Raw genomic sequence first — 4,337 nt, forward strand, 5'->3', positions numbered from 1 at the left:
TAGGCGCTGCCAGGTTTCAACGACCGTGTCGGGATTGAGCGAGATCGAGGCGATGCCTTCGTCGGCCAGCCAGTCGGCGAAATCGGGATGATCGCTCGGCCCTTGACCGCAAATGCCGACGTATTTTCCGGCGGCAAGACAAGCCTTGATCGCGCGCGAGATCAACGCCTGCACGGCCGGATCGCGTTCGTCGAAGTCGGCCGCCAGCAACGCCAGGCCGGAGTCGCGGTCCAGTCCGAGGGTGAGCTGGGTCAGGTCGTTCGAGCCGATCGACATACCGTCGAAGTGCTCGAGGAAGGCCTCGGCCAGGATCGCATTGCTGGGGATCTCGCACATCATGATGACCTTCAGCCCGTTCACGCCGCGCTCGAGCCCTCGTTCGGCGAGCATGCCGACCACGCGCTCAGCCTGCTTCAGGGTGCGCACGAACGGCACCATGATCTCGACGTTGACCAAGCCCATGTCGTGGCGCACGCGCTTGAGCGCCTCGCATTCCATGGCGAACGCCTCGCCGAACTCGGCGCTGATGTAGCGCGAGGCGCCGCGAAAGCCCAGCATGGGGTTCTCTTCCTCGGGCTCGTAACGCGAACCGCCGATGAGCTTCTTGTACTCGTTGGACTTGAAGTCGGACAGGCGCACGATCACCGGCTTGGGCCAGAAGGCCGCCGCAATGGTGGCGATGCCTTCGGCCAGCTTGTCGACGTAGAACGCGCGCGGCGACGCATGGCCGCGCGCCACCGATTCGACCGCCTTCTTCAGGTCGGCATCGATGTTCGGATAGTCGAGGACGGCCTTCGGATGCACGCCGATCGCGTTGTTGATGATGAACTCGAGTCGTGCCAGGCCGACCCCCGAGTTCGGCATCTGCGCGAAATCGAAGGCGAGCTGCGGGTTGCCGACATTCATCATGATCTTCACCGGACACACGGGTAGTTCGCCGCGCTGCACTTCGGTGATTTCGGTCTCCAGCAGGCCGTCGTAGACGTAGCCGGTGTCGCCCTCGGAGCAGGCCACGGTGACCAGCGCGCCCTCGCGCAGGGTCTCGGTCGCGTCGCCGCACCCGACCACCGCCGGAATGCCGAGCTCACGCGCAATGATGGCCGCGTGGCAGGTGCGTCCGCCGCGGTTGGTGACGATGGCCGAAGCCCGCTTCATCACCGGCTCCCAGTTCGGGTCGGTCATGTCGGTGACGAGAATGTCACCGGGCTGCACCTGGTCCATGTCGGCAATGCTTTGCACGACGCGCACGGGGCCGGTGCCGATCTTTTGCCCGATCGCCCGGCCTTCGGCCAGCACGGTGCCCTGGCTCTTGAGTCGAAAGCGCTGCTCGGCCTTGCCTTCGGCCTGGCTCTTCACCGTTTCGGGCCGCGCCTGCAGGATGTAGAGCTTGCCGTCGCTGCCGTCCTTGCCCCATTCGATGTCCATTGCACGGCCGTAGTGCTGCTCGATGATGAGCGCGTACTTGGCCAGCTCCGTGACGTCGGCGTCGCTCAGCGAAAAGCGGTTGCGCTGCTCGTGCGCGGTGTCCACCGTGCGCACCAGCTTGCCCGTCGCCGCGTGCTCTTCGGCGCTCGCAAACTCCATCTTGATGAGCTTGGAGCCAAGGTTGCGGCGGATCACCGCGAGCTTGCCGGCCGCCAGCGTCGGCTTGTGAACGTAGTACTCGTCGGGGTTCACGGCGCCCTGCACGACCGTTTCGCCCAGGCCGTAGCTGGAAGTGATGAAGACCACATCCTTGAAGCCCGACTCGGTGTCGATCGTGAACATGACGCCGGCTGCTCCGAGATCGGATCGCACCATTCGCTGGACGCCCGCAGACAGCGCCACGTCGTCGTGCGCATAGCCCTTGTGCACGCGGTAGCTGATCGCGCGGTCGTTGTAGAGCGAGGCGAATACCTCGCGCATCTTGGGTAGCACCTCGTCGATGCCGACCACGTTGAGGAAGGTTTCCTGCTGGCCGGCGAAGCTGGCGTCGGGCATGTCTTCGGCGGTGGCCGAGGAGCGAACGGCGAACGAAGCGTCGGCATTGCCTTCAGTCAGCGCGGCGAAGGATTCGCGGATCGCCGCTTCGAAGTCGGCGGGGAAAGGCTGCGCTTCGACCCAGCCACGAATCTGCGCGCCGGCCTCGGCGAGTGCGCGCACGTCGTTCGTGTCGAGTGCAGCGAGTCGGGCGCTGATGCGCCCAGCCAGTCCGTCGTGCCGAACGAACTCGCGAAAGGCATGCGCCGTGGTGGCGAAGCCGCCGGGAACGCGCACGCCCGAGGCGGCAAGTTGGCTGATCATTTCGCCGAGGCTGGCGTTCTTGCCGCCGACCGCCTCGACATCGGTCATTCTCAGGTTTTCGAGCGGGACGACCAGGGCGGTCGCATCGATGGTGGACATGGTGGGAAAGCTCCGGGAGGTGATGAAACCGGGTCACCCGCGTCATGTCCCACGACATGCGGCCAAAAGGCTCGAAGCTCACCGGCCGCGCGTACGCCGTTGTGTTCTTTTTGTGTCGGCGCGGGGCTCATGGTGTGGCAGCGGGGAAAAGTTGATTTAGATTGTACGGGCCCGATTCCGTGCGTTTCCTCTCACAGCCCATGCCCAACCGCACCGTGTTCTTCGTCTCCGACGGCACCGGCATCACTGCCGAAACCTTCGGCAACTCCATCCTGGCGCAGTTCGCGGCCAAGCCGCGCCACGTGCGCCGGCCCTTCATCGACAGCGCCGACAAGGCTCACCAAGTGGTCCGCGAGATCAACGGCACCGCCGAGCGCGAAGGCAAGCGGCCGATCGTCTTCACCACGCTGGTCGATGCGGAACTGCTCGCGCTGGTTTCGCAGTCGCACGGCATGGTGCTCGACATGTTTCGCGCCTTCGTCGAGCCGCTGGAGATCGAATTCGGCGCCAAGTCCAACCACCGCGTCGGGCGCTTCACCGATGCCTCGCAAAGTCAGGAGTACACCGACCGGATCGAGTCGATCAACTTCTCGCTGGCGCACGACGATGGCCAGTCGTCCAAGAACCTCGACATCGCCGACGTGATCCTGGTGGGCGTGAGCCGCTCGGGCAAGACGCCGACCTCGCTCTATCTGGCGATGCAGCACGGCGTGAAGGCGGCGAACTATCCGCTGATTCCGGAAGATTTCGAACGCGCCGCACTGCCCAGGCCGCTGGCGCCGCACCGCGCCAAGTGCTTCGGCCTGACCATCGCGCCCGAGCGCCTCGCGAAGATCCGCCACGAACGGCGGCCCAACAGCAAGTACGCGTCGCTGGAGAACTGCCGCTTCGAAGTGGACGCAGCCGAGGCCATGATGCGGCGCGAGGGCATCGCCTGGCTCAGCTCGACGCACAAATCGATCGAGGAGATCGCAACCACCATCCTGCGCGATATCCGTCCGGACCGGCTGGTTTACTGAGCCCGGCTTCCTTCACCGTCTGCCCTGCTCGCTCCGAGTCGCCTTGCCGGCCACGCGCCGGCGCCGACCATCGCGCCCATCACCCAGAACAGGCCTGCAGCTCCGAGCGTCGCACCAATCAGCCCGAAGCCGAGCGGCATGAGCGTGCTGGACAGGTTGATGGTCATCGAGCGCAACGCGATCGCCTCGCCCTGGCGGTGCTGCGGCGAAAGCTGGTGCAGCGTCGACATGATCATCGGCTGCACCGCGCCGAGCGCGAGGCCGAGCACGGCCGCGCACACGCCCATCGTCCATGCCTGCTGCGCGAACGGATACAGCGCGAACACCGTCGCGACGATGACCATCGACACCGCGAGCACCTGCGCTTCGCGCAAGCGGTGCGCCAGCACGGGAATCAGCAGCCGCACGAGCGAGACCGCGAGCCCGAACACTCCCAAAATGGCGCCGATCGCCGAGGCGCTCAGGCCGCGGCTGTGGCCGAGCGGCGGCACCACGAACGCATGCACGTCCCAGCTCGCCGACAGCAGCCAGTTGACCAACAGCAGCCGGCGCATGCCGGGCGTGCCCGCCAGCTCCACGGCCGAGCGCCACATCGGTTGCGCGGCAGTGCGCGCCTTGGCTGCCGCCGGGGACGGCAGCTGCTCGCGCGGCACCTGCCGGGCCCACCACAACGCGCCCAGCGGCAGCGCGGCGAGCACCGCGAAGGCCGCGCCGTAGCCGGCCGCATCGACCAGCACACCGGCTGCCAACGGCCCCACCATGTTGGCCACCGAAGGCGCCAGGCCCAGCCAGCTGAACATACGCTTGAGTTCAGTCGCGCTCCTCTCGCCGCTCAGCCCGCCGGCAGCGCTGCGGCCGGCGCTGCGCTGGATCACGATCAAGCCGAAGTTCGCGCCGGCCCCGCTGAACGCGGCGGCCACGCACAGCGCCGTGTAC

General features: G+C 66.5%; 3 protein-coding genes. 1 reads left to right on the top strand and 2 read right to left on the bottom strand.

The window, feature by feature from the left end; genetic code table 11:
• Nucleotides 1-2,382, bottom strand: a 2,382-nt coding sequence (ppsA, locus tag H0W38_RS17470) for a phosphoenolpyruvate synthase (protein ID WP_292456431.1), incomplete at its 3' end; no start/stop codon positions are given.
• 200 nt (nucleotides 2,383-2,582) lie between these two features.
• Here ppsA and H0W38_RS17475 point away from each other — a divergent pair.
• Complete coding sequence (locus H0W38_RS17475; RefSeq protein ID WP_292456433.1) at nucleotides 2,583-3,401, top strand: pyruvate, water dikinase regulatory protein; 819 nt, start codon at nucleotides 2,583-2,585, stop codon at nucleotides 3,399-3,401.
• Here the strand turns inward: H0W38_RS17475 and H0W38_RS17480 are convergent.
• The coding region (locus H0W38_RS17480) for an MFS transporter (protein WP_292456434.1) at nucleotides 3,395-4,337 on the bottom strand (943 nt) is incomplete at its 5' end. The two genes, H0W38_RS17475 and H0W38_RS17480, sit on opposite strands and share 7 nt — an antisense overlap.

Source organism: Methylibium sp. (assembly GCF_013817365.1).
Lineage (GTDB): Bacteria > Pseudomonadota > Gammaproteobacteria > Burkholderiales > Burkholderiaceae_C > Methylibium.

Excerpts from the sequence above, each read along its gene's own strand:
- H0W38_RS17475 (WP_292456433.1), top strand. The coding sequence starts at position 2,583 with ATGCCCAACCGCACCGTGTTCTTCGTCTCCGACGGCACCGGCATCACT.